This is a genomic window from Rhizobium sp. BK538 (assembly GCF_014197575.1).
Taxonomy (GTDB): Bacteria; Pseudomonadota; Alphaproteobacteria; order Rhizobiales; family Rhizobiaceae; genus Rhizobium.
Genome location: NZ_JACIFT010000010.1, coordinates 26,624 through 49,797, shown reverse-complemented (window position 1 = coordinate 49,797; position 23,174 = coordinate 26,624). Strand labels below are relative to the sequence as shown.

Below are 23,174 nucleotides of genomic sequence, written 5' to 3'. Positions count from 1 at the left end.
TGTCCGGCCAGCGTCACCTGTCGCGTTGAAAGCGATGGTGACGTGACGACGATCGGCGCGCAAACCCGTCAGGATAGACAGGGTAGCAGGGGGAGGGACGAATGCTGTCGCAGATAGTTTCCGCTTTGGGGGTCGTGATCGTGGCGGTCTTCGCCTGCTCGGCCTATTTCTATTTCTCGAACAAGATTCTGGATTGGTCGCTGCCGGTGAAGGATGGCGACATCCACTCGGCAGCGCGCAACCTGAACCGGCGGGCGATGATCCGGCCGTGGCTGTTCATCGGGCCGGCCCTTTTCCTTCTTATCGTCTACCTCGTTTATCCCGTGGTCGCCACGCTGATCCTTTCCTTCTATGATCGCTCCGGCGAGCAGTTCGTCGGCTTCGCGAACTATCAGTGGGCTTTGACGGACCGCGAGTTCCGCCAATCGATCTTCAACAATATCCTGTGGCTGGCCGTCGTGCCGGCGGCCTGCACCTTCTTCGGCCTCGTCATCGCCGTGATGACCGACCGCATCTGGTGGGGCAACATCGCCAAGAGCATCGTCTTCATGCCGATGGCGATCTCCTTCGTCGGCGCCTCGGTGATCTGGAAATTCATCTACGAGTACCGCGGCGGCAACGATGTTCAAATCGGGCTCCTCAACGCGATCGTCCAATTGTTCGGCGGCACACCGCAGGTTTGGATCTCGGTGCCCTTCTGGAACAACTTCTTCCTGATGGTGATCCTGATCTGGATTCAGACGGGCTTTGCCATGGTGATCCTGTCTGCGGCGCTGCGCGGTATCCCTGAAGAAACCATCGAGGCTGCCGTCATCGATGGCGCCAATGGCTGGCAGATTTTCTGGCGCATCATGGTGCCGCAGGTCTGGGGCACGATCGCCGTCGTCTGGACCACGATCACCATCCTCGTCCTTAAGGTGTTCGACATCGTGCTGACCATGACCAACGGCCAGTGGAATTCGATGGTGCTCGCCAACCTGATGTTCAACTGGCTCTTCCGGGGAGGCGGCGATTCCGGCCGAAGCGCGGTCATCGCGCTGATCATCATGCTGGCCGTGACGCCGATCATGGTCTGGAACGTCCGCCGTGCGAATCGCGAGCTGGGAGGCCACTGAGATGACCCTATCAGGAAGTTTCTTCAAGATCGGCCCGGCCCGCCTCTTCGTTCACTTCGCGGTGCTCGTCATCGTCATTATCTGGTTGATACCGACGCTCGGCATTTTCGTTAGTGCCCTGCGAGACAAGGATCAGCTCGTTTCTTCCGGCTGGTGGACGGCCTTCGCCGGCTCGTCCCGAACCGTGGCCGCCCGCCTTGGGCAGCCGGACCAGCAGAAGCAGGACGGCGCGGTTTACGTCATTTCAGGCAATGTTCTCGAGGGACTGCAGGGCCGCTCCATCAGGGCGTTCGGCACGCGTGTCCAGCAACCGGCCGCCTACAAGGCCGGCGAGACGGCCGACTTGGGTGACGGCCTTTCGCTCACCGTCAACGATGACGGAAGCTATCGTTACACGAAGCCCGCCGCCTTTGGCCCGGATGACGGCGGCCGGCGCGTCTACATTTCAGTCGCCACGCCGCCTGAATTCACGTTGCAGAACTATCGGAACGTTCTCACCAGTGAGGGGATCGGCCAGTCCTTCATCAACTCGCTGACGGTTACCATCCCCGCAACGATTATCCCGATCCTCATTGCGGCTTTTGCAGCCTATGCGCTGAGCTGGATGGAATTCCCGGGCCGTGCGTTGCTGATCGCGCTTGTCGTCGGCCTCATCGTCGTGCCGCTGCAGATGTCGCTCATTCCGCTTCTGCGGCTTTATAACGGCATTGGTTCGCTGCTCGACGCTCCGTCGAAGACCTATCCCGGGATATGGTTTGCGCACACCGCCTTTGGCATGCCGCTGGCGATCTATCTGTTGCGTGCCTATATTGCCGGTCTCCCGAAGGAGATCATCGAATCCGCCCGTGTCGATGGCGCGAGCGATTTTGAAATCTTTACCCGCATCGTACTGCCTCTATCCTTTCCCGCGCTCGCGTCCTTCGCGATCTTCCAGTTCTTGTGGGTGTGGAACGACCTGCTCGTCGCCATGGTCTTCCTCGGCACCGACAGGGACCACCTCGTGCTGACCGGCGCCTTGAACGCGCTGCTCGGCTCGCGGGGGGGCAACTGGGAGATCCTGACGGCCTCGGCCTTCGTCACCATTGTCGTACCGCTGCTCGTGTTCTTTGGCTTGCAGCGCTATCTGGTGCGTGGTCTGCTCGCGGGCTCGGTCAAGGGCGGTTAGGCAACCCAAGACTATCCAACAGGAAACATGAGCATGGCATCCCAATCCATTTTGACGGCCAACAAGGACTGGTGGCGTGGCGCGGTGATCTATCAGATCTATCCGCGCTCCTACCAGGACTCCAATGGCGACGGCATCGGCGACCTGAAGGGCATCACCGCTCGCCTGCCGCATGTCGCCGCCCTTGGCGCTGACGCGATCTGGATCTCGCCCTTCTTCACCTCGCCGATGCGCGATTTCGGCTATGACGTTTCCGACTACGAGAACGTCGATCCGATCTTCGGCACGCTGGTGGATTTCGACACGCTGATATCCGAGGCTCATCGCCTCGGTATTCGCGTGATGATTGATCTCGTCATCTCGCACAGCTCCGACCAGCATCCGTGGTTCGTCGAAAGCCGCGCCAGCAAGACCAACGCCAAGGCGGATTGGTATGTTTGGGCCGATGCCAAGCCGGATGGCACGCCACCGAACAACTGGCTGTCGATCTTCGGCGGGTCCGCATGGGCGTGGGATCCGACGCGCATGCAGTATTACATGCACAACTTCCTTACCTCGCAGCCGGATATGAACCTGCACAATCCCGAGGTTCAGGACCGGCTGCTGGATGTCGTCCGTTTCTGGTTGAAGCGCGGTGTCGATGGCTTCCGTCTCGATACGATCAACTTCTACTTCCACGACAAGGAACTGCGTGACAATCCGGCGCTGCCTCCCGAGCGCCGCAACGCTTCAACCGCTCCGGCGGTCAATCCGTATAACTTCCAGGAACACGTCTACGACAAGAACCGTCCCGAGAACCTGGAGTTCCTGAAGCGGTTCCGCGCCGTGCTCGAGGAGTTTCCGGCGATTGCAGCGGTCGGCGAAGTCGGCGACAGCCAGCGCGGTCTTGAGATTGTCGGAGAATACACTTCCGGCAACGACAAGATGCACATGTGCTATGCCTTCGAGTTCCTGGCTCCCGATCCGCTCTCGCCGGAACGTGTCGAGGAAGTGATGGAGGATTTCGCGGCGGCTGCACCGGATGGCTGGGCCTGCTGGGCATTCTCCAACCACGATGTCATGCGCCATGTCAGCCGCTGGGGATCGCTCGTTGCCGATCACGATGCCTTTGCCAAGCAGTACACATCGCTGTTGATGACGTTGCGCGGCTCCGTTTGCCTCTATCAGGGAGAAGAGCTTGGATTGACAGAGGCAGATCTCGCCTACCAGGACCTGCAGGACCCCTATGGCATCCAGTTCTGGCCGGAATTCAAGGGCCGTGACGGCTGCCGCACGCCGATGGTTTGGGACAGTCAGGTCGCTCAGGGCGGCTTCTCGACCGTCAAGCCGTGGCTGCCGGTTCCGGTCGAGCACATCCTGCGCGCCGTCAGCGTCCAGCAGGGCGACGAAACCTCCGTGCTCGAGCACTATCGCCGCTTCCTTGCCTTCCGCAAGCAGCACCCGGCGTTCGCCAAGGGCGAGATCGAGTTCATCGAGCCGCAGGACGACGTGCTGATCTTCGTGCGCGAGTATGGCAACGAAAAGCTGCTCTGCGTCTTCAACATGAGCGCTGCCGAAAGCGCCGTCGTTTTGCCTGCCGGAGACTGGCAGGCGTTGACGGGCCACGGCTTCGTCAGCAATAACTACGGTGAGAAGATCGATATTCCGGCGTGGGGAGCGTACTTCGCTCGTCTCGCCTGACGATTTGAGGAGGAGGAATTAATGACTGGACTGACGCTCAAGGATATTCGCAAATCCTACGGTTCCGTGGACGTTCTCCACGGCATCGATCTGGAGATCAAGGAGGGCGAGTTCGTTGTGTTCGTCGGTCCTTCGGGCTGCGGAAAATCCACCCTGTTGCGCATGATTGCCGGCCTGGAGAACATCACCGGCGGTGACATGTATATCGACGGCCAACTGGTCAACGACGTTCCGCCCTCCAAGCGCGGTATCGCCATGGTGTTCCAGTCCTATGCGCTTTATCCGCATATGACGGTCTACGACAATATGGCGTTCGGCATGAAGATCGCCGGCGAAAGCAAGCAGGAGATCGATCGCCGCGTTCGTGCCGCCGCCGAAAGCCTGCAGCTCACCCGGTACCTCGATCGCCTGCCGAAGGCGCTCTCCGGTGGTCAGCGGCAGCGTGTCGCCATCGGCCGCGCCATCTGCCGCAACCCCAAGGTCTTCCTCTTCGATGAGCCGCTGTCGAACCTCGACGCAGCGCTTCGTGTCGCAACCCGCATCGAGATCGCCCGGCTGAGCGAGCAGATGGCCGGCACGACGATGATCTACGTCACCCACGACCAGGTGGAAGCGATGACGCTTGCCGACCGCATCGTCGTCCTCTCCGCCGGCAATATCGAGCAGGTGGGGGCGCCGCTGGAACTCTACGAGCGTCCGGCAAACCTCTTCGTTGCCAAGTTCATCGGTTCTCCGGCCATGAACGTCATCCCGTCGACCATCACCGAGGCTGGCAATACGACCACGGTGACGCTGACAGGCGGCAAGTCCGTGACACTAGACATTCCCACAGCGGCCGCCGAGAAGGGCAAGACCGCAAGCTTCGGCGTTCGTCCTGAAGATTTGCGTATCGCCGGTGCCGGCGATGACTACCTCTTCGAGGGCGAAGTTTCGATCGTCGAGGCGCTCGGCGAAGTGACGCTTCTCTACATCGAGGGCCTCGTTCCAGGCGAACCGATCATCGTCAAGCTGCCCGGCATCTATGACGTCAGGAAGGGTCAGAAGATGCATTTCTCCGCCGATCGGACGAAGCTGCATCTGTTCGATGCCGATGGCCGGACCTACCGTAAATAGCATCCGATCCATTTTTGGGCCGTTCCAAAAAACGGCCCAAATCGGAACTCTTCTCACCTTCTGTTAAAGATTCGATTGGTAAGATTTCCCCGTTGCATATCGAGGGGAATACGGCGGTGGCTGCATCCAATTCAATGCCTTCCGGGCACTTCTTGAACAAAGAAGAATCCTTCATGTACGACCGTGAGGTGCGGTTCAAGATGGAGGATACGATGAACGCCGCACGCATCGAATATACCGAGAAGGGCGTCATGCACATGGCGTCCCGGCGATGCGATATCATTCGTATTTCGAAGAGCACTGCGGTCCTCGCGCTGCTCACCCAATACGCCCTTCCGAAGCAGTTCTATCTCGATATCCCGGATGCCCGCATCACCAAGGTCGGCTGCATGCTGATGCGGGTGAATACCAACAACACGATCGAAGTCCGGTTCCTTCGGATGTTGAATGACAAGGAACTCAACAAGATCTTTGTCTACAGCACACACCCGGCGCACCGTGATCGCGTGCTCGACATTCGCGCCTGATTTCTCGAAGCATTGAAAGACAAAAGCCCGCGAGTTTCTGAACCGATCCCCGAAGGTTGTTGTCCAACATTCGGGGGGCAGTTCATTTCCTCGCGGGCTTGCTGTTTTTCAGCGCAATGCCGCTCAGTGGAACAGCACGCTTGCACCACGATCCGAAGGGCCAACGGCGCGGCGGAAGGGTGCAAACAGGTCCCTGCCCATGCCGAATTCGTTCTCGGAAAGATCGGCGACAACAGATTCACGTTCAGCCAGATCGGCAGCGTCGACCAGCACCTCCAGTGTGCCCGCGATCGCATCGAGGCGGATAATATCGCCGTCCTTGATCCGCGCGATCGGACCGCCGTCGACAGCTTCCGGCGTGACGTGGATTGCTGCCGGCACCTTGCCTGAGGCGCCCGACATGCGGCCGTCCGTCAGAAGCGCGACGCGGAAGCCGCGGTCCTGCAGCACGCCGAGCGGCGGCGTCAGCTTGTGCAGTTCCGGCATACCGTTCGCCTTCGGTCCCTGGAAACGGACAACGGCGATGAAGTCCTTGTTGAGTTTCCCGTCCTTGAACGCGTCCTGCAATTCCTGCTGGCTGTGGAAGACGACGGCCGGCGCTTCGATGACGTGCCTGTCCTGCTTGACCGCAGAGATCTTGATAACGGCCTTGCCGAGATTGCCGCGCAGCATCTTCAGGCCGCCATTGGCCTGGAAAGGCGTCTCGATATTGGCAAGCACCTTCGGGTCGACGCTTTTTTCCGGCGCCGGTTCGCGCACGATCGTGCCGTCGTCGCCGAGGCGGGGATCGATGGTGTAGGCCTGCAGGCCCTGGCCGAAGACGGTGCGCACGTCGTCATGTAGCATGCCGTGCTTAAGCAGTTCCTTGATGAGGAAGCCCATGCCGCCCGCCGCGTGGAAGTGGTTCACGTCTGCAAGGCCGTTCGGATAGACGCGCGCCAGTAGCGGCACCACTTCGGAAAGCTCGGCGATATCCTGCCAGGTCAACTGGATGCCTGCTGCCCGCGCCATGGCGACAAGGTGCAGGGTGTGGTTCGTCGAGCCGCCGGTCGCATGCAGACCGACGACGCCGTTGACGACGGAGCGTTCGTCGATCATCTCGCCGGCGGGCGTGAACTCGTTGCCCTGTGCGGTGATCGCCAGCGCCCGCTTGGCCGCCTCACGCGTGAAGGCTTCGCGCAGCGGCGTGCCCGGATTGATGAAGGAGGAGCCGGGCATATGGAAGCCCATGATCTCCATCAGCATCTGGTTTGAGTTCGCCGTGCCGTAGAATGTGCAGGTGCCCGGACCGTGGTACGACTTCGATTCCGCTTCCAGAAGTTCGGCGCGGCCGACCTTGCCTTCTGCATAGAGCTGTCGCACGCGCGACTTCTCGTCGTTCGGAAGACCCGTCGTCATCGGCCCGGCCGGCACGAAGATTGCCGGTAGGTGACCGAAGGAGAGGGCGGCAATGACGAGGCCCGGCACGATCTTGTCGCAGACACCGAGGAAGAGCGCGGCATCGAACATGTTGTGTGAGAGGCCAACACCGGCCGCCATGGCGATCAGATCACGGGAAAACAGCGAGAGCTCCATGCCCGGTTGGCCCTGCGTGACGCCATCGCACATGGCTGGGACGCCACCCGCCACCTGGGCGATGCCACCGGCCTCCGCTGCTGCCTCGCGAATGATTGCCGGATAGTGCTCGAAGGGCTGATGCGCGGAGAGCATGTCATTGTAGGAGGTGATGATGCCCAGATTAGGCACGCGGTCCCCCGCCAGTGCCTCCTTCTCCGCGGGGGAACAGACCGCGAAGCCGTGCGCGAGGTTGGCGCAACCGAGAACCGAGCGGCTTACACCTTTGGAAGCGGCGTTTCGCAGGCGCTCCAGATAGAGTCCGCGCGTCGGCTTCGATCGTTCGACAATGCGGGCGGTGATCGCAGAAATGCGTGCATTAGCGGACATGGGAGGTATCCTGCCTTGGTTGCTCTTCAATTTTCGTTCGCGGCTTGCCCGAAGGCCTATGGAGCCCAGTAGACTTCGACCGGGCTCGTTGCCCGCCGCAGAATGGCGCGGATCGGCATCTCTGCCTCGTCGCCGGCTCTCTCGGCCTTCGTCAGGACGTCCTTCTTGCTCTCGCCTTCGATGTGAAGCACGAGCAGCTTTGCATCCTGAAGGCTGGAGAAGGTGAAGGTGAGCCGCGGCTCGCCCGCGCCGTCCGCCTCCATGGTAATGATACCACGTGGCGTCTTAGCGTCGAGCGCGACCTTCAGATTGCTGCCATCCGGGAAGAACGAGGCCGTGTGGCCGTCACCGCCCATTCCGAGGATCGCCACGTCAAAGGGATTGCTGATCGAAGCGGTCGCCGTCGTCGCAAGCTTCGCCGCGTCCTCGACCGACGCCGCCGCCTGATAGAGTGGCAGGAAGCGCGCGGCTTTCGCTTTGTTCTGCAGGAGGTTGTCGGCCACCAGCAGATGGTTCGAGCGCGGATTGTCCGCAGGCACGAAACGCTCGTCGACCAGCGTGATGGTCACTTTGGTCCAGTCGAGATCACGCGCCGAAAGCTCCTGGAAGAAGAGCCTCGGCGTCGAACCGCCGGAGACGGCGAACGTCGCCGCTCCGCGTGCGTCGATTGCGGCGGAAAGCGACGCAACGACTTTGTCTGCCAGGTTGCGAGCCAGTTCTGCGCCGTTGGCGAAAGCATGCATCGTCGCTGCCATCGTCTTTGATCCTACAGGTTGTCGTGCCAGGTGCGGCCGTCACGCTCGATGAGCGCGATTGATTGGCTAGGACCCCAGGTGCCGGCGGTATAGCCTTGAACCTTCTGTCCGGTCGTTTCCCAACCCTTGAGGATCGGATCCACCCACTGCCATGCCGCCTCCACTTCGTCGCGGCGCATGAACAGCGTCTGGTTGGAACGGATGACGTCCATCAGCAGGCGCTCGTAGGCATCCGGGTTCCGCACCGAGAAGGACTCGGCGAAGCTCATGTCGAGCGAGACGTTGCGCAGACGCATACCGCCTGGACCTGGATCCTTAATCATCAGAGACTGCTTGACGCCTTCGTCAGGCTGCAGGCGAATGATGAGCTGGTTCTGGTTGATGCGGCCGGCGGACTGATCGAAGACCGAGTGCGGGATCGGCTTGAAGGTGATGACGATCTCTGACATGCGACCGGCAAGACGCTTGCCGGTGCGGATGTAGAAGGGAACGCCGGCCCAGCGCCAATTGCCGATCTCGGCTTTGATGGCAACGAAGGTTTCGGTGTTCGAAACGCCGCCTTCGAGCTCTTCCAGGTAGCCCTTGACTGGACCACTGCCGGAAGCGCCTGCGCGATACTGGCCGCGAACGGTGCTGGTCTCGACGTTCGATGCGTTGATCGGCTTCAATGCCCGCAGCACCTTTAGCTTCTCGTCGCGGACGGCTTCGGAGTCCATCGAAGAAGGAACTTCCATTGCAACCAGGCAGACGAGCTGCATGATGTGGTTCTGCACCATGTCGCGCAGAGCGCCGGCGGTATCGTAGTAGCCCGCGCGACCTTCGAGGCCGACCGACTCGGCAACCGTAATCTGTACGTGGTCGATGTGATTGGCATTCCACAGCGGCTCATAGAGCGCGTTGGCAAAGCGCAGCGCCATCAGGTTCTGCACCGTTTCCTTGCCGAGATAGTGATCGATACGGAAGATCTGTTCTTCCTTGAAGACCTTGCCGATCGTGTCGTTCAGCTGCAGGGCGGAAGCGAGATCGCGGCCGATCGGCTTCTCGACAACGATGCGCGTCGACTTGGTGATCAGCTTGTGGTCGTGGATCTTCTGCGAGATGTCGCCGAAAATACCAGGCGCAACGGCGAGGTAAAAGGCGCGTACGCGATCCTTGCCCTCATCCAGAAGCTTCTTCAGTTGATCCCAGCCGGCGTCCGAACGCGCATCGACAGGCACGTAGTACAGGCGCCGCAGGAATTTCGCGACCTCGGTCTCGTCGTACTCACCCTTCTTGAGATGCTCCTTCAGGGCGTCCTGGGCAAACTTGCGATATTCCTCGTTCGTAAGCGGGCTGCGCGAGGCGCCGATGATACGGGTCGGCTCAGTGAATTGACCTTCGATCTGACGATGGTAAAGGGCCGGAAGCAACTTGCGTTCTGCAAGGTCGCCACTGCCGCCGAAAACGACATAATCAAAGGGTTCAACGGGGATGATTTGGCTGCTCATGAGGATGTCTCTCAATCAGACGAGTTATTGGCTCTTTAATCTAATCGATTTAAAAAAGCCAGTGTGCGATGCAATGAATCTCTCGGAAAGAGGTTTTAGTTCGAATTGCCGCGCGATGAAATCCGCAATCTGACTAAAATTTGTCGCGCAACGCAAACCAGGAAAGCGCCAGAAAGAGCAGCGGCGCCCGCATGGCGGCGCCCCCTGGAAAGGCCGGAATATCGAGCGACCTGAAAAGATCGAGATCCGCCGATTTTCCCAGAACCGTTTGCGCGTAGAGCCTTCCACAATAGTTTGCGAGCATGACGCCGTGTCCGGAATAGCCGCCGATCGAGGTCACGCCAGGCATGACCTCGCGCACGAAGGGCTGCCGCGGCATGGTGATGCCGACCGAACCGCCCCAGGCATGCGTGATCTCGATATCCCGAAGCGTCGGGTAGATTTCCGCGATCTGCCGGCGGATGTGCTGCGTAATGTCGCGCGGATTGTCGGCCGTATAGGCTTCTCGACCGCCGAAGAGTAGCCGTCCGTCCTTGGACTTGCGGAAGTAGCGCACGACGAAGCGTGAGTCGGCCACGGCTTCGCCACCAGAAAGTACCTCCGGATAGCGGTCGAGTGGAGCGGTGGCGCCGATGAAGGAGCGAATGGGCATCACGTGGCTTGCAGTCACCGGCTCGAGATTGCCGATGTAGCCGTCGCAGGCAATCAACGCCTTGTCAGCGGTGATCGTGCCTCTCGGCGTCTCTATCGTCACCTTGCGGCTACCCTGGCGAATCGCCGTCGCCTTCGTCATCTCGAAAACGTGCGCCCCGGCATTGGCCGCAACACGGGCCAGACCGATCAGCAGCTTCAGCGGGTGGATATGACCCGTGCCGGTATCGCGAACGCCGCAATAATAGCGCGTCGAGCCAAGCCGCTCCTGGGTCTCGGCTTTGTCCATGAAGCGCACATGAGGGTAGTTGTAGCGCATAGCCGCGATCTCGGCATTTTCGTAATAGTCCGGCCTGTAGCTTTCCTTGTGCGCTACGTTCATCTGCCCCGGCATGTAGTCCATGTCGATCTGATGGTCCGTGGCAAAATCCATGAGATGCCGCTTGGCGGCCTCGGCAAGGTTAAACAGCGCGCGCGAGCGCTCGTAACCGATTTTTTCCTCAAGCTCTTCCGGCCACCAGCGCTGTCCGGTGCCGAGCTGGCCGCCATTGCGCCCGGAGGCGCCGTCGCCAAACCGGCACGCCTCGATGAGAACCACCGAGACGCCTGACTTGGCGAGATTGTAGGCAGCCTGCAGCCCTGTGTAACCGCCGCCGACGATCGCGACGTCGCAAGTCGTCGAGCCGTCGAGTGCGGGATAGGTCGGCCGTTCGCCGACCGTTGCCTGATACCACGAAATGCCGGGCGCAATGGGGCTTTGCCATCTCTCCTGCAATGTCATGACCAAGCCCTCCCTACACGTTCAGCAGAAGGAATTCGCGTTCCCAGGGGCTGATCACCTGCATGAAGGTTTCGAATTCTCCGCGCTTCACACCGGCGTAGATACCGAGGAACTCCTTGCCGAATACTTCCTCGAAGGCTTCCTCGTCCTCCATCAGTGCGACGGCCTCCAGAAGACCGCGCGGCAGATCGATCGAACCCTCGTTTGCCGTGTCCTCTGTCGGCGCGGTCGGCTCGATGCCCTTCATGATGCCGAGCAGGCCGGAGGCCAGCGAGGCGGCAAGCGCGAGATAAGGATTGGCGTCCGAACTCGGCAGGCGGTTTTCCACGCGCCTTGCCTGCGGATCGGACACCGGCACACGGAACGCCGTCGTGCGGTTGTCGTAACCCCAGGCATTGTTGACGGGCGCCGACATGTCGGGCGTCAGCCGGCGGTAGGAGTTCACATAGGGCGCCAGCATCACCATGGAACTCGGCACGTATTTCTGCAGGCCGCCGATGAAATGGAAGAATTCACGTGAGGCGGAACCGTCCGGGTTCGAGAAGATATTCTTGCCTGTCTCCACGTTGACCACGGACTGGTGGATGTGCATGGCCGAACCCGGTTGGCCCTGCATCGGCTTGGCCATGAAGGTCGCGTAGATGCCGTGTTTCATTGCCGCTTCGCGGATCGTGCGCTTGAACAGGAACACCTGGTCGGCAAGCTCGATTGGATTGCCGTGGCGCAGGTTGATCTCCAGCTGCGCCGGGCCCTCCTCGTGGATCAGCGTGTCGATCTCGAGGCCCTGCTTCTCCGAGAAATGATAGATGTCGTCGATCAGTTCGTCGAACTCGTTGATACCGGCGATCGAATAGCCCTGACCGCCGAGGATCGAGCGACCGGAGCGGCCCTTCGGCGGATGCAGCGGATAGTCGGGGTCGTCGTTCTTGGCAACCAGGTAGAATTCGATCTCGGGCGCCACGATCGGCTTCCAGCCGCGGTCGCCATAAAGCTTCAGTACACGTTTCAGGACGTTGCGTGGCGTATAGGGAACCTCTTCGCCGTCTACGCTGACGATGTCGCAGATCACCTGCGCCGTCGGGTCGGTTTCCCAAGGGACCACGGAGAGCGTGGAAAGGTCGGGAACCAGCTTCAGGTCGCTGTCCCTGGGCTCATAGCGGAAGCTTTCGGTCTCATCCGGATACTCGCCGGAGATTGTGTGACGGTAGATCGCCGAGGGCAGGGCAAGCGAGGTGTTTGACGTGAATTTGGAGCTCGGCATCATCTTGCCGCGCGGCACGCCGGCAAGGTCCGGCGTGATGCACTCGATGTCTTCGATGCCACGCGCCCGCAAGAACTGCGCTGCTTCCTTCCAGTTTGCAACGCCGCGCTGGTGTCCGGGGTCCGGGGGTGTTTTCTTCGAGGCGGGTACGTTTCTGGCAGGCTTCAGCGTCGTCTTTTTTGGGGACATGACACACCGGTTTGCGTTGATCGTGACGGCATCATAGCTGGAGTTTGGCAATTGGCGAGGGGGAGGCACGTTGACTTTCGCCTCTTGATGGAAAAAGAAGACGCCTTTCGACAAGGGAAGTGGTTTTGCGAAAAAGCGATGTGATCGTCATCGGCGCGGGCGCCGCCGGCATGATGTGCGCCATTCGCGCCGCCCAGCGCGGTCGCTCGGTCATCGTCCTGGACCATGCGAAGACGCCGGGCGAAAAGATCCGCATCTCCGGCGGCGGCCGCTGCAATTTCACCAATATAAATACTGGCCCGAAAAGCTTCCTCTCTGCCAATCCGCATTTTTGCAAATCGGCCCTCGCGCGGTTCACGCCTTCCGACTTCATCGCCATGGTCGATCGCCACCGGATCGCCTGGCACGAGAAGACGCTTGGCCAGTTGTTCTGCGACGATAGCGCCAAGGACATTATCCGCATGCTGCTCGACGAGATGCAGACAGCCGGCGCGGCGTTGCATCTGCGTACCGAGATCGGGGATGTCGAAAAGAGCGGCGAAGGCTTCCGCATCTCGACGTCGGAGGGCGCATACGAATGCCGCACGCTGGTCCTCGCGACCGGCGGCAAGTCGATTCCGAAGATGGGGGCGACCGGCTTTGCCTATCGCGTCGCCGAGCAGTTCGGCCTTCCCCTGGTCGAGACGCGGCCCGGCCTTGTGCCGCTAACCCTGGATCAGGCCACGCTCGAAAGCCTTTCCGAACTCTCGGGCATATCAGCCTCGGTCGAAATCCGCCACGGCAAGACCGCCTTCCGCGAAGCCCTGCTCTTCACGCATCGCGGCCTCAGCGGTCCGGCGATCCTGCAGATCTCCTCCTATTGGCGCGAGGGCGACGACATCACCGTCGACATCGAACCGAATGTCGATCTGCACGAGCATCTGAAGACCGCGAAAAGGGCAAATGGCCGGCAGTCGGCGCAGACGGCGCTGGCCGAGATTCTGCCGAAACGGCTGGCGCAATACCTGACCGAGCGGGAAGGCATCGCGGGTCACATAGCCGATCTCTCCGACAAGGTTTTGCTGCGTCTGGTCGACGCCGTGCAGAACTGGAAGATCAAGCCGTCGGGCTCGGAGGGCTATCGGACCGCCGAAGTGACGCTCGGCGGCATCGATACGGCCGCGCTTGATTCCCGCACCATGGCGGCGAAAAGCGTCCCAGGCCTCTTCTTCATCGGCGAATGCATCGACGTGACCGGCTGGCTCGGTGGCTATAATTTCCAGTGGGCGTGGGCTTCCGGCTTCGTTGCCGGTGAATCTTTGTAGGCACGAAACAACCCGCTCGATTCAAGAGTTCTTAAGGAGGGTGCGCCATCCTGCCTCAATGACAGTTGGAAAAGCGCTTCCTAAATAGAGCTTTACCAGCAAGTCGTTTTGTTGGATTGTTATGCCAGAGATGAAGTGAGGTTCTGCAGATGAACAAGAACACACGACGCGCACGCGCCATTGCAATCGCTCAAGCCAAGCCCGACAACAAGCTCGTCGCCGTACGCTATTTCGTCATCTCTGCCAGTGCACTGGCCGCCGTGGCCGCTCTCCTCCTCGCACGTTGGTTCTGACATGCGCGATCTTTAGACGCCTGGCATGGCGCGCATTTGCGCGCCGGCCGTCTAGCGGATAAATTGATTTGAACACGGCTATCCCGAGTTTTCGCTTATCCGAAAATTAAGACATCCTCTGCAAAACTCGCTCGATATTTTTTGGGCGCTTTCCGTTTTGACGTGAAGCGAGCTGGCAATGACTGCCGCCCAGGCCTCGTGTCCGGGATTCCAATTGTTCCAATAGAGCAGCTCGATGCACTCGGTCGGCGCCCGCCAGGCGGCCGGCGGGAGGAGTGGTGTATGGAAGGCCGGAACCGCCATGTTGATTGATAAGATTCTTTCCCGTTTCAGGATCAAGACCAAGGTCCTGATCTTTGTATTGCCCTTTGTTGTAAGCATTTCTGCCGTCGGCCTGACCGGTCTCTATGCCTCTGGTCTGCTGCAGGGGCGTATGGAAATCTCCAACAGCGTCCTGCAGTCGCTAAGCGGGTTCAAGGATCTTTATGGTTCCATGGACGACTTCCTGCAGATCACCAGCCAGGAAGCACGCGACAAGCTTTATGGGGACATCAAGACACAGCAAGGTACTTTGAACGCCACGCTGAAGCAGATCGGCGAAAACGGCGGACGCGACAACCTGCGGGTTGCGATTGACGGCACTTCCGGGATTTCCGACACCGTGGGCAAGCTCTGGACTCTTCATGAGCAGGAGCTCGCTCTCCGCAAGTCGATCGACGACGCGCAGAAGGTGATGATCACAAGCCGCTTCAACGTGAACTACGATGCGCAGCAGCTTGAGGAAAATATCCGCAATGACGAAGGCAACGCGACGGCAACGCTCCGCGCCGCCGATCGCCTGCTGAAGGGCGGGGACACGCTTGCCACAGTCATGGGCGATTTCAACAAGGCCCAGTTGCCCGCCGACAAGCTGAAGGTCGTTACCGACGCCATTCCTGCCATCACGAAGGCTCAGCGCCTGATCGAGATTTCGGTACCCGCGAACCAGAAGAGCATGACGCAGTCGCTGTCGCAGACGATCAGTGACGTGAAGGCGCAGGCAACTGCTGCTGACGCCGGCACCGATGAGGCGATAGCCAATCTCGGGCGGCTTGTCTCGCGCTTCCGTCAGATGTCGACCTATACGCAGCTGACGGCGACGCAGATGATGCGCGCGGCGACGACCACCTTCGTCGAGCTCGACAGCCGTATCGCCCAGACGAATTCCGTGCTCGAGGACACGCGCCGCCTGGAGAGCGCGATCTACTCGCTTCAGCTCGTCCTCGGTGAATTCGCCGCCAAGCCGGGCAAGGAAAACCGCGTCCGCCTGCATCAGGAGATCGCGACGCTCGGCACCAATCTCAACACGCTGCTCGCCAGCGCGAAGGGTATGAACTTCGCGGAAGACATCGTCGCGGCCATGTCTCCAGCCCTTGCCTCGATGGACAAGGACGCCCAGAGCCTCGTTGATACGATCAACCAGCGTGTTACTGACTACGCATCCGCCCGCCAGCAACTTGATGCCGTCTGGGGTCAACTGACGACCTTTGCCGAATTGCAAAAGCAGAGCGCCGGTGCCGAGCGTACGCAGGCGAACGGCATTTCGGTGCTGACGACCGGTCTTGGCATTCTGGTCTCGATCATCGGCGGTATCGCCCTGGTTCTAACTCTGCAGCGTCCGATTGGTCAGATCACCGCGGCCATGCGGCGCATTGCCGATGGCGCGCTCGATACGAACATCTCGGGCGATCAGCGGCATGACGAAATTGGCGACATGGCCCGCGCACTCGGCATCTTCAAGGAGAATGCGATCTCCAAGATCCGTATTGAGGAGCAGAGCGATGAAGAGCGTGCTGCTGCCGAGCACGAGCGCCAACGCAACGATGCCGAGAAACGGGAGATGGACCGCCAGATCGAGTTTGCGGTCAACGCGCTGGCCTCCGGTCTCGAGCGCATGTCGCAGGGCGACATTTCGACCACGATCGATACGCCGTTCATCGGGCGTCTCGAGCAGCTTCGCCAGGACTTCAACGGTTCGATGATGCGCCTGCAGGCAACCATGAGCCAGATCCGCGACAACGTCGAGATGATCCAGGGCAACGGCAACCAGATGGCTCAGTCCGCCGAAGATCTTGCCAAGCGCACCGAGCAGCAGGCAGCTTCGCTTGAAGAGACCGCCGCCGCGGTTGAACAGATCACGGTGACGGTCCGCTCCTCTGCGGAGCGCGCCAAGGACGCTGATCAGATCGTCCGCCAGGCCAAGCGCAGCGCCGACGACTCGGCAGTCGTCGTCAGCAACGCCATCGACGCGATGGGCCGTATCGAAGATGCTTCCCGCCAGATCGAGCAGATCATCGGCGTCATCGACGAGATCGCGTTCCAAACCAATCTGCTGGCATTGAACGCCGGCATCGAAGCGGCGCGCGCCGGTGAAGCCGGCAAGGGCTTTGCTGTCGTCGCCATGGAGGTGCGTGAGTTGGCGCAGCGCTCCGCTGCTGCTGCGCAGGAGATCAAGGGCCTCATCAACAAATCGACGACAGAGGTCAGCTCCGGCTCGCAGTTCGTGCAAGAGACCGGCACGGTGCTTGCGAAGATCAGCGCTCAGATCGTCACGATCAGCCAGCATGTCGAGACGATCGCCCGTGCGAGCCATGACCAGTCGGGCGCGCTGCAGGAAGTCAATGCGACGGTGAATCAAATGGATCAGATGACGCAGCAGAACGCGGCAATGGTCGAAGAGACCACCGCCGCGAGCCGCGAGCTTGCAACGGAAGCGGATCTGCTCCTGCAACTGATCCGGCAGTTCAAGATCGACGGCGACATGCAGGGCACGATCTATCGCGCCGCATAAGACGATCGAACTCAATCGCCACAAAGGCTCCGGATTTTCCGGGGCTTTTTGCTTTCTGCCTCCTGCCACGGCCTGGAGACGGCTCAGCGCTTGGGCTCGATTTCAAATTTTTGACAATTGCCAATTTTTTGAAGATTTTCTTTTACCGCGCAGTCGATTGCAGGCGTTGCAACCGCATTTGAACGTCAGGGCAGCGACTACGTCCGCGTCTCGATGAACGTGAAGAAGGAAAACGGCGATCGCGCCGTCGGCACGAAGCTCGCAGCGGATCACCCCGCGCAGGTGGTATTGGCCAGGGGGCAGGCCTACTACGGCCCGGCAGAGCTGTTCGGTCGGAAGTTCATGACTGGTTATTTCCCGGTCAAGAACGCGACCGGCTCAAATGTCGGCATCCTCTTCATCGGCATCCCGATGGAGGTTTACTACAATAGTCTGCAGCAGTTGCTGATCCTGGTGGCCGGCGCTGGCGTCGCGGTATTGCTGCCGGTCGGCGTAGTCGCCTACTTCGCCATCCGGACGTCCGTCAGGCCGCTGGAAGCGCTGACCGCTACCATCCATACGAACTCTGCCGGAAATCTCGATGGATCGATCCCCTGTGTGGAGAAGCAGAACGAGTTCGGCGCCATCGGACGCGCCCTCGCGCTCTTCCGGGATAACGCCCGCGCTCGCCAGACATTGGAAACGCAGGCGGCCGAACAGCGCCAACTCAGCAACGACGAGCGCGCTCGCAACGATGCCGAGAAGCGCACGCTCGACGGTCAGATCGACTTCGCCGTCAATCAGCTCGCGGCCGGTTTGGCGCGTCTGGCGCAGGGCGATGTCTCCCCGACGATCGAGATTGCGTTCGTCGGTTGCCTGGAGCAGCTTCGTGTCGATTTCAACGCATCGCTCATCCGCCTGCAGGAAACGCTGGCCCGCATTCGTGACAACACCGCTTCGATCCAGAGCAATTCCCGCGCCATGCTGGCTTCCGCCGACGAGCTTTCGAAGCGTACGGAAGCGCAGGCTGCCAATCTCGAGGAAAACGGCGGCCGCCGTCGAGGAAATCACGGTAACGGTCAAATCGTCTGCGGTGCGTGCGCGGGAGGCGAACGACGCCGTATCCGTGACGAAGAAGAACGCCGATAGCTCGGGCACCGTGGTCAGCGACACGGTCGCGGCGATGGACCGCATCGAGGAGGCCTCGAAGCAGATCGAACAGATCATTGAAGTCATCGACGACATCGCATTTCAAACGAACCTGCTGGCGTTGAACGCCGGTATCGAGGTGGCGCGCGCCGGTGAGGCAGGCAAGGGTTTCGCCGTCGTTGCGCAGGGAGTGCGCGAGCTCGCGCAGCGCTCTGCAGACGCCGCGCGCGAAATCAAGGGCCTGATCGAGAAGTCGACGCGGGAGGTCACGACCGGATCCGGTCTCGTGCAGAAGACCGGCTCGGTGCTCGCCGCGATCAGTCAGGAGATCATCGCGATCAGCAGTCACGTCGAAACGATCGCAACGGCAAGCCAGGACCAATCGGCCGCTCTGCAGGAGGTCAACGGCGCCGTCAATGCGATGGACCAGATGACGCAGCAGAACGCCGCAATGGTTGAGGAAACGACCGAGGCGAGCCGCCAGCTTGCGAATGAGGCGGATGCGTTGATGGCGCTGGTTCAGCAGTTCCGCTTCGATGCCGCTCCCGATTACGGCCGGACGAGGCAGGCGGCCTGATCGCTGCGCTCAGGTCGACAACGGCCGGGTGCTCTGGCGCGAAACGCTTTGACCGATATTCTGAAGGATGTGAGCAAGGCCGCGAAGCGGACTAGCCGGGAGCTGCCGAAGCTTTCGTAGAACTCGCTTTCGGCTCGCGGCGAATATTTGCCACGGCTGTCGTTGAGCAGGTCTGCAATCTGGGCAATGGCGATGAGAGTGATCATGACGATGTCCTTCCGTCTGGGCATCGCTTTAGTTATTCATCAAAATCTGGTTTATAAACACGAATTATCCCACTATGTTTTTCGTCAATGAAAAATACGCAATGGGATTCTTTTCAGCTCTTTCTTCAGGTTGCCCGGTTTGGCGGGCTGACCGGTGCCAGCGCATCAAGCGGGCTGAGCCCCGCCACGATCGGCCGTCGCATGCTCGATCTGGAGCATGAGATCGGCAAGGCTCTCTTTGTCCGCAGCCAGACGGGCTACAGCCTCACTGTCGATGGCCAGGTGCTTCTGGACCATCTGCAGGACATGGAGGCGGCGGCGCGCAAGGTCGATGCCTGGCGGCAGGCAAGCAGCGTCGGCGCAACGGTGAGGATCGCCGCCGGCACCTGGATCGCATGGCTGCTGACGGAGAACTTCGCTGCTGTCCGCAAGCCCGGCGATGCCTTCGCGGTGTCGCTGACCATCGGCGAAGCACGCGCCAATCTGAACTACAGGGAAAGCGACATCGGTATCCGCGCCTTTGAACCGGAAGAAGGCAACCTTGCCGCCCGCCTGCTCGGCGAAGTGGCCTATGCTGTCTATGTCAGACGGAATGCTGACGGGACCGATGAGCGCTGGGTGGCCGTCGCCGAAGAGGATGCGATATCGAACTACCTTCGCTGGCCGCATCGCAACGCAGCCGGCTCGATCGTTGCGACCGTCAACCGGCCGCGCTCACTGCCGGAACTGGTGAGGGCAGGGGCCGGTAAGGCGGTCTTGCCGTGCTTCGTCGGCGACCTCGATCCCGAATTGCAGCGCCTCGGCAGCGAGCTGCCGGAACTGCGCCACCGGCAATGGATCGTCATGAACAGCGAAGATCGGCACCGGCCGGAAATCCGGACCGTTGCCGATCGCATGACGAGATTGCTGAAGAGCCATGTCGATCTCTTCGCGGGCAAGCGCTCCAGCCGAAGCTGAGAGCGTCGCCTGATCCTACTCAGTTGCGCCCCGCGACGATGACGGGGATCAAAAGGTCTCCCCAGTTCCCGTCGCCGCCATGGTGTCTCGCCGAGCGAACGATCTCGACGGAAACGCCGGCATCGACCGCCTTCATGACCGACTGGTTCAGCCGGTGCAGGTCATTGGCCAGCATGCGGATCATCGTCTGCTGATCCGGTGTCATGCAGGTGGATTGTTCTTCAGCGCGTTCCTTGACGCGTGCAAGCGTAGGCATGGCATTCTCCTCCTTGGTGCGATCATTCTGCTGCTGGTTTGAACTGCGCGTGCTCGGTGGATTCCTTCATCGCCGTCGTCGACGAACGTCCGCCGGTGATGGCCATCGAAACGGCATCGAAATAGCCGGTGCCGACTTCGCGCTGATGTTTGGTTGCGGTGTAGCCGTTGATCTCGGCCGCGAACTCCGCCTCCTGCAGTTCGGAATAGGCGGCCATCTGCCGGTCCTTGTAGCCTCTGGCGAGCTCGTACATTCCGAAGTTCAGCTGATGGAATCCGGCCAGCGTGATGAACTGGAACTTGTAGCCCATCGCGCCGAGTTCGCGCTGGAACTTGGCGATCGTCGTGTCGTCTAGGTTCTTCTTCCAGTTGAACGACGGCGAGCAGTTGTAGGCGAGCAGTTTGCCGGGATGCACCTTGTGCACGCCTTCGGCAAAACGGCGTGCTTGCTCCAGATCCGGTTTCGAGGTTTCGCACCAGATGAGATCGCAGTGCGGCGCGTAGGCGACGGCGCGAGCGATACAGGGCTCGAGCCCGTTGCGAACCTGATAGAAGCCTTCAACCGTCCGTCCGGCATCGTAATCGACGAAGGGCTGGTCGCGCTCGTCGATATCTGATGTCAGCAGTTTGGCTGCCTCCGCGTCAGTCCGTGCGATGACGAGCGTCGGAACGCCCATGACATCGGCGGCGAGGCGAGCCGCATCGAGGTTGCGGACATGTGCCGCAGTCGGGATCAGAACCTTGCCGCCAAGGTGGCCGCACTTCTTCTCCGATGCCAGCTGGTCCTCGAAGTGAACACCGGCCGCACCCGCTTCGATATAGGCCTTCATGATCTCGAAGGCATTCAACGGGCCGCCAAAGCCTGCCTCCGCATCGGCGACGATCGGCGCAAACCAGGTCTCGACGGAGAGGCCGTTTTGCTCTGATGTTTCGATCTGATCGGCGCGCTGCAGGGTCCGATTGATCCGCTTGGCGAGTTCCGGACCGGCGTTCGCCGGATAGAGCGATTGATCCGGATACATGGCCGAGGCGGTATTGCTATCCGCGGCGACCTGCCAGCCGGAGAGGTAGATTGCCTTCAATCCGGCGCGAACCATCTGCATTGCCTGATTGCCTGAAAGCGCGCCGAGCGCGTTGACGAAATCATCCTGATCCAGGAGCTGCCACAGCCGCTTGGCGCCCATTTCCGCGAGCGTATGGCGCAACTCCACGGAGCCGCGCAGGCGCTTGACGTCGTCGATCGAGTAGGGACGCTCAACCCCGTTGAAGCGTCCTTCTGGAAGGTCTCGGTGCAGCTTGTCAAATTCTGTCATTTCATGCTCCTTGCAGATTATGCGGTCGGTTGGATGATTGACAGAATTTACAATTTGCTGAGAAAGGCCAGAGTTATCTGTAGAATATCGGTCAGAAACGAGTTAGGATGCAAAGCCTTTGACAGGGGCGTTCTGTAAATCTGTAAAGTATTGTAAATTCTGATGCGTCGGAATCTTGTAAAGGATTGTCACATGGCGGAGCGCAAGATTTTTGCGGGGCCAAAAGTCCGGCGCATTCGCAACGGCCTCGGTCTGACTCAGTCCGCGATGGCCGAGGAGCTTGGCATCTCCCCCTCCTATCTCAACCTCATCGAGCGCAACCAGCGGCCGCTGACGGTACAGCTGCTCCTGAAGCTATCGTCGGTCTACAAGGTTGATTTGGAGGAGTTGAGGGACGAGAGCGGCGGTAGCCTCAATCAGCTGCGCGAGATTTTCGCGGATCCACTGCTCGCCGGCGAACTTCCCGGCGATCAGGAACTCGTGGAGGTCGCAGAGGCGGCGCCCAACGCCGCAAGCGGCATCATCAAACTTTACCGTGCCTATAGCGAGCAGGCCAGCCGCCTGTCGGACCTGACGTCGCTAACGGCGGGTGCGGGGCAGGTGCCGCTCGCCGGTGCGCGGCTGCCGGCCGACGAGGTCCGCGATCTCCTTGAGCGGCGCTCGGCATATTTTCCCCAGCTGGAGAATGCCGCCGAGGCCTTTTTAGCGCGCTTTGCCGAGGTGCGCGATCTCCCGGTCGCGTTCAAGGAGTGGCTGCGGGCGGAGCGCGGCATAAGCGTGCGCGTCCTTCCGGTTCACGTCATGCCGGATCTGCGGCGTCGTTTCGATCGGCACTCTATGCGACTCTTCGTTTCCGAACGTCTGTCGCCGGCTGATCAGGCACATGAAGTCGCCATGGAGGTTGCCACGCTTGCATTGCGTGATGCGATCCTGGCGGAACTCGATGGTCTGGCGCTGTCGACGCCGGAGGCGAAGCGGATAGCGCGCTTCGAACTCTGTCGTTACGGAGCTCTGGCGCTCGCGATGCCTTATGCGCCCTTTCTGGCTGCGGCCCAGGGCAGCCGATACGATGTCGATATCCTTCGTTCCCGCTTCGGCGTTTCCTGTGCGCAGGCGGCAGCCCGGCTGGTCATGCTGCAGCGACCGGGTGCCTCCGGCATTCCGTTCTTCATGATGGAGATCGATGCCGCCGGTCACCGGTTGCGGCGTGCGGGAGCGCAGGGTTTCCCGCATTCGCGTTTTGGCGGCGGCTGTCCCAAGCTGAACATTCATGCCGCCTTCCTGCAGCCGGGCCAGATTCTTGCCGAAACGGTCGAAATGCCAGATGGCGCCAGCTATCTCACGGTCTCCCGGACGCTTGAGGGGCCGAACGCCGCGTTTGGCGAGCGGGTGAGGCGCACCGCCTTGCTGATTGGTTGTGAAACTGCCGCTGGTGAAGCGTCGGTCTACGGCCAGGTTGCAGCCATCCAACAGCCGGTCGCGATCGGACCTGCCTGCCGCCTCTGCGAACGGCGCGGATGCCTTGCGCGCGCCGAGCCGCCTGTCACACGGCCGTTGGGCCTCGATGAGATGGTTGCAGGCCTCAGCAGCTTCGATTTCCAATGACTGTGAAATGAGTGAGGCTGCAGGTTTTTGCGCTTGTG

General features: G+C 60.6%; 18 protein-coding genes and 1 pseudogene. 11 read left to right on the top strand and 8 right to left on the bottom strand.

Annotated elements, in window-relative coordinates:
• Positions 1 to 101 precede the first annotated feature (101 nt).
• From FHX09_RS13905 to FHX09_RS13885, 5 genes are all read left to right on the top strand, one after another.
• Positions 102 to 1,115 carry a sugar ABC transporter permease gene (locus FHX09_RS13905; protein WP_007796698.1) on the top strand — a complete coding sequence of 338 codons (1,014 nt, stop codon included), beginning with the start codon at positions 102 to 104 and terminating at the stop codon, positions 1,113 to 1,115.
• A 1-nt stretch (position 1,116) separates the two neighbouring features.
• Positions 1,117 to 2,280, top strand: a complete 1,164-nt coding sequence (locus FHX09_RS13900) for a carbohydrate ABC transporter permease (RefSeq protein WP_184450247.1) — start codon at positions 1,117 to 1,119, stop codon at positions 2,278 to 2,280.
• Positions 2,281 to 2,307: 27 nt separating this feature from the next.
• A complete protein-coding gene (locus FHX09_RS13895) occupies positions 2,308 to 3,960 on the top strand; it encodes an alpha-glucosidase family protein (protein ID WP_184450245.1) in 1,653 nt (550 codons plus the stop codon).
• A 21-nt stretch (positions 3,961 to 3,981) separates the two neighbouring features.
• Positions 3,982 to 5,073: a sn-glycerol-3-phosphate ABC transporter ATP-binding protein UgpC gene (gene ugpC, locus FHX09_RS13890; protein WP_007796708.1), complete on the top strand. Its 1,092-nt coding sequence runs from the start codon at positions 3,982 to 3,984 to the stop codon at positions 5,071 to 5,073.
• 173 nt (positions 5,074 to 5,246) lie between these two features.
• Positions 5,247 to 5,600, top strand: a complete 354-nt coding sequence (locus tag FHX09_RS13885) for a hypothetical protein (RefSeq protein WP_132588341.1) — start codon at positions 5,247 to 5,249, stop codon at positions 5,598 to 5,600.
• A gap of 123 nt (positions 5,601 to 5,723) precedes the next feature.
• Here the strand turns inward: FHX09_RS13885 and edd are convergent, their stop codons facing one another.
• From edd to FHX09_RS13860, 5 genes are all read right to left on the bottom strand, one after another.
• The gene (gene edd / locus FHX09_RS13880; RefSeq protein WP_132588342.1) at positions 5,724 to 7,544 is read right to left on the bottom strand and encodes a phosphogluconate dehydratase; all 1,821 of its coding nucleotides are present in this window, start codon (positions 7,542 to 7,544) and stop codon (positions 5,724 to 5,726) included.
• A gap of 56 nt (positions 7,545 to 7,600) precedes the next feature.
• On the bottom strand, positions 7,601 to 8,299 hold the full coding sequence (gene pgl, locus FHX09_RS13875; RefSeq protein ID WP_132588343.1) for a 6-phosphogluconolactonase: 699 nt from the start codon (positions 8,297 to 8,299) through the stop codon (positions 7,601 to 7,603).
• 11 nt (positions 8,300 to 8,310) lie between these two features.
• On the bottom strand, positions 8,311 to 9,786 hold the full coding sequence (zwf, locus tag FHX09_RS13870) for a glucose-6-phosphate dehydrogenase (protein WP_132588344.1): 1,476 nt from the start codon (positions 9,784 to 9,786) through the stop codon (positions 8,311 to 8,313).
• Positions 9,787 to 9,919: 133 nt separating this feature from the next.
• Positions 9,920 to 11,218 carry an FAD-binding oxidoreductase gene (locus tag FHX09_RS13865; protein ID WP_132588345.1) on the bottom strand — a complete coding sequence of 433 codons (1,299 nt, stop codon included), beginning with the start codon at positions 11,216 to 11,218 and terminating at the stop codon, positions 9,920 to 9,922.
• A 13-nt stretch (positions 11,219 to 11,231) separates the two neighbouring features.
• A complete protein-coding gene (locus FHX09_RS13860) occupies positions 11,232 to 12,668 on the bottom strand; it encodes a glutamine synthetase family protein (protein ID WP_037083376.1) in 1,437 nt (478 codons plus the stop codon).
• Between the two features lie 170 nt (positions 12,669 to 12,838).
• Here FHX09_RS13860 and FHX09_RS13855 point away from each other — a divergent pair, with 170 nt between their 5' ends.
• The 4 genes and pseudogenes from FHX09_RS13855 to FHX09_RS13840 form a co-directional block, all read left to right on the top strand.
• The gene (locus FHX09_RS13855) at positions 12,839 to 13,972 is read left to right on the top strand and encodes an NAD(P)/FAD-dependent oxidoreductase (RefSeq protein WP_245505409.1); all 1,134 of its coding nucleotides are present in this window, start codon (positions 12,839 to 12,841) and stop codon (positions 13,970 to 13,972) included.
• 149 nt (positions 13,973 to 14,121) lie between these two features.
• Entirely contained in the window at positions 14,122 to 14,265 is a 144-nt protein-coding gene (locus FHX09_RS13850) for a hypothetical protein (RefSeq protein WP_007796730.1), read from the top strand.
• 301 nt (positions 14,266 to 14,566) lie between these two features.
• The gene (locus FHX09_RS13845) at positions 14,567 to 17,095 is read left to right on the top strand and encodes a HAMP domain-containing methyl-accepting chemotaxis protein (RefSeq protein WP_184450243.1); all 2,529 of its coding nucleotides are present in this window, start codon (positions 14,567 to 14,569) and stop codon (positions 17,093 to 17,095) included.
• 144 nt (positions 17,096 to 17,239) lie between these two features.
• Positions 17,240 to 18,800 (top strand): annotated as a pseudogene (locus FHX09_RS13840) (methyl-accepting chemotaxis protein); the annotation flags it as partial.
• Here FHX09_RS13840 and FHX09_RS13835 read toward each other — a convergent pair.
• Positions 18,773 to 19,006 carry a hypothetical protein gene (locus FHX09_RS13835; protein ID WP_132588347.1) on the bottom strand — a complete coding sequence of 78 codons (234 nt, stop codon included), beginning with the start codon at positions 19,004 to 19,006 and terminating at the stop codon, positions 18,773 to 18,775. The pseudogene FHX09_RS13840 and the gene FHX09_RS13835 overlap by 28 nt on opposite strands.
• 87 nt (positions 19,007 to 19,093) lie before the next feature.
• Between FHX09_RS13835 and FHX09_RS13830 the strand changes: the two genes are divergently transcribed.
• On the top strand, positions 19,094 to 19,963 hold the full coding sequence (locus FHX09_RS13830) for a LysR family transcriptional regulator (RefSeq protein WP_132588348.1): 870 nt from the start codon (positions 19,094 to 19,096) through the stop codon (positions 19,961 to 19,963).
• 19 nt (positions 19,964 to 19,982) lie between these two features.
• Here the strand turns inward: FHX09_RS13830 and FHX09_RS13825 are convergent, their stop codons facing one another.
• Both FHX09_RS13825 and aceA read right to left on the bottom strand, forming a co-directional pair.
• Positions 19,983 to 20,219, bottom strand: a complete 237-nt coding sequence (locus FHX09_RS13825; RefSeq protein ID WP_007796744.1) for a hypothetical protein — start codon at positions 20,217 to 20,219, stop codon at positions 19,983 to 19,985.
• 22 nt (positions 20,220 to 20,241) lie between these two features.
• Complete coding sequence (gene aceA / locus FHX09_RS13820; protein WP_132588349.1) at positions 20,242 to 21,531, bottom strand: isocitrate lyase; 1,290 nt, start codon at positions 21,529 to 21,531, stop codon at positions 20,242 to 20,244.
• Between the two features lie 192 nt (positions 21,532 to 21,723).
• Between aceA and FHX09_RS13815 the strand changes: the two genes are divergently transcribed.
• Positions 21,724 to 23,136, top strand: coding sequence for a short-chain fatty acyl-CoA regulator family protein (locus tag FHX09_RS13815; RefSeq protein ID WP_132588350.1), 1,413 nt, complete (start codon positions 21,724 to 21,726; stop codon positions 23,134 to 23,136).
• Positions 23,137 to 23,174: the final 38 nt, after the last annotated feature.